Source organism: Streptomyces sp. NPDC051677 (assembly GCF_044453465.1).
In the GTDB taxonomy this organism is placed as follows: Bacteria; Actinomycetota; Actinomycetes; order Streptomycetales; family Streptomycetaceae; genus Streptomyces.
Genome location: NZ_JBITCT010000055.1, coordinates 1 through 1,202 on the forward strand (window position 1 = coordinate 1; position 1,202 = coordinate 1,202).

At 69.6% G+C, this 1,202-nt stretch carries 1 protein-coding gene; it reads right to left on the minus strand.

All coding sequences use genetic code 11. The features are described 5' to 3' along the window. Nucleotides 1-187: 187 nt before the first annotated feature. Nucleotides 188-1,048: a formyltransferase family protein gene (locus ACIBAF_RS41195; RefSeq protein WP_399470509.1), complete on the minus strand. Its 861-nt coding sequence runs from the start codon at nucleotides 1,046-1,048 to the stop codon at nucleotides 188-190. Between the last annotated feature and the right edge of the window lie 154 nt (nucleotides 1,049-1,202).

Genomic DNA, 1,202 nt, shown 5'->3' on the forward strand with positions numbered 1-1,202 from the left:
GGTGTGCGCGTCGCCTGCTCCTCGAACAGCTCATGCAGACACCGCTCCGACGGGAACTCCACCGCCGTGTCGTTGCGGTCGGCGGACAACTGCAGCTCGTCGGTTTCCGGCATGACTTTTCCTCTCCAGTGGGGCAATCGAAGAACGTGGGTTGCTGGGGCCGCGGCCGTCTGCCGCCGGGCCCGGACTAGCGCTCGGATGCGGCGTTCCGCATGGCCAGATAGCCGGCCTCGGCCTCGGCCTGCCTGCGTGGGGTCAGATCACGGCGCCGGAACTCGGGCGCTCCGTGGGCGGACGGAGCCGGCAGTACGCCGGCGTGAGTGGCGCGGCGGCCGTCGAGCAGTTCCTGGGCAACCTGGCCGAGGACGTCGAAGGCGAGCATGAACGAGTTGCCCTTGCAGCTCCATATCGACCCGAAGGAGAAGGGGTCGGTGAAACGCAGCGCCTTGATGATCGGACCGGTGTCGACACCGTCGTCCACGAAGTGTGCCGTCGCCCCGGCGCAGGCGCTGAACAGTTCCCGGTCGCGGAGCGCCGCGACCTGTTCGATGGCGAAGGTGCCGCGAGCGTGGGGGAGAACGGCGGAGTGCGCGTTGACGATGCGCGAGCCGGTCAGCTCGATCCACCAGGGGGCGAGGATCTTGTCGAGGAACACGAACAGATACGGCAGTTCGGGTTCCGCGCACGCTCGCGTGAGCCAGTCCCGTGCGGTGTCACTGTTGAGTCGGCGGCCCAGGTAGACGGTGTCCGGATGGCTGGTGACGGTCCGGGCGGGGACGCCGAACTCCGCGATCATCGCCCGCTCGGTCGCGCTGAGGCCCGGATAGAGCCGTATCAGTTCGCTCCAGGCGTCGTCGTCGAGTTCGCAGGCGCCGGCGTGGACGCTGTGGAAGCGGTCCCGGTCGGCCAGCAGGGTCGCGGGCAGCGCGTCCTCGCGCAGCACGACGCCGCGGAACCCCTCCTGCTTGCCGTGGTCGGCCAGCCATTGTGTGACCAGGAACGCGGCGTGGAACGTGTTCTCCGTGCACAGGTAATACGGCCCAGGCAACGCAAGGCTCCCTTCTGGTCGGGGGGGGGCGGCCGGGCCCCCCCCCCCCCGGGGGGGGGGGTTTGTGCAGGGTACCAATTTGTTGCCCGGGGGCCGCAAGTAATAACATCGGGAGGGCAGGGGGGGCGGGGGGGGGGGGACACTACCAGCGCGG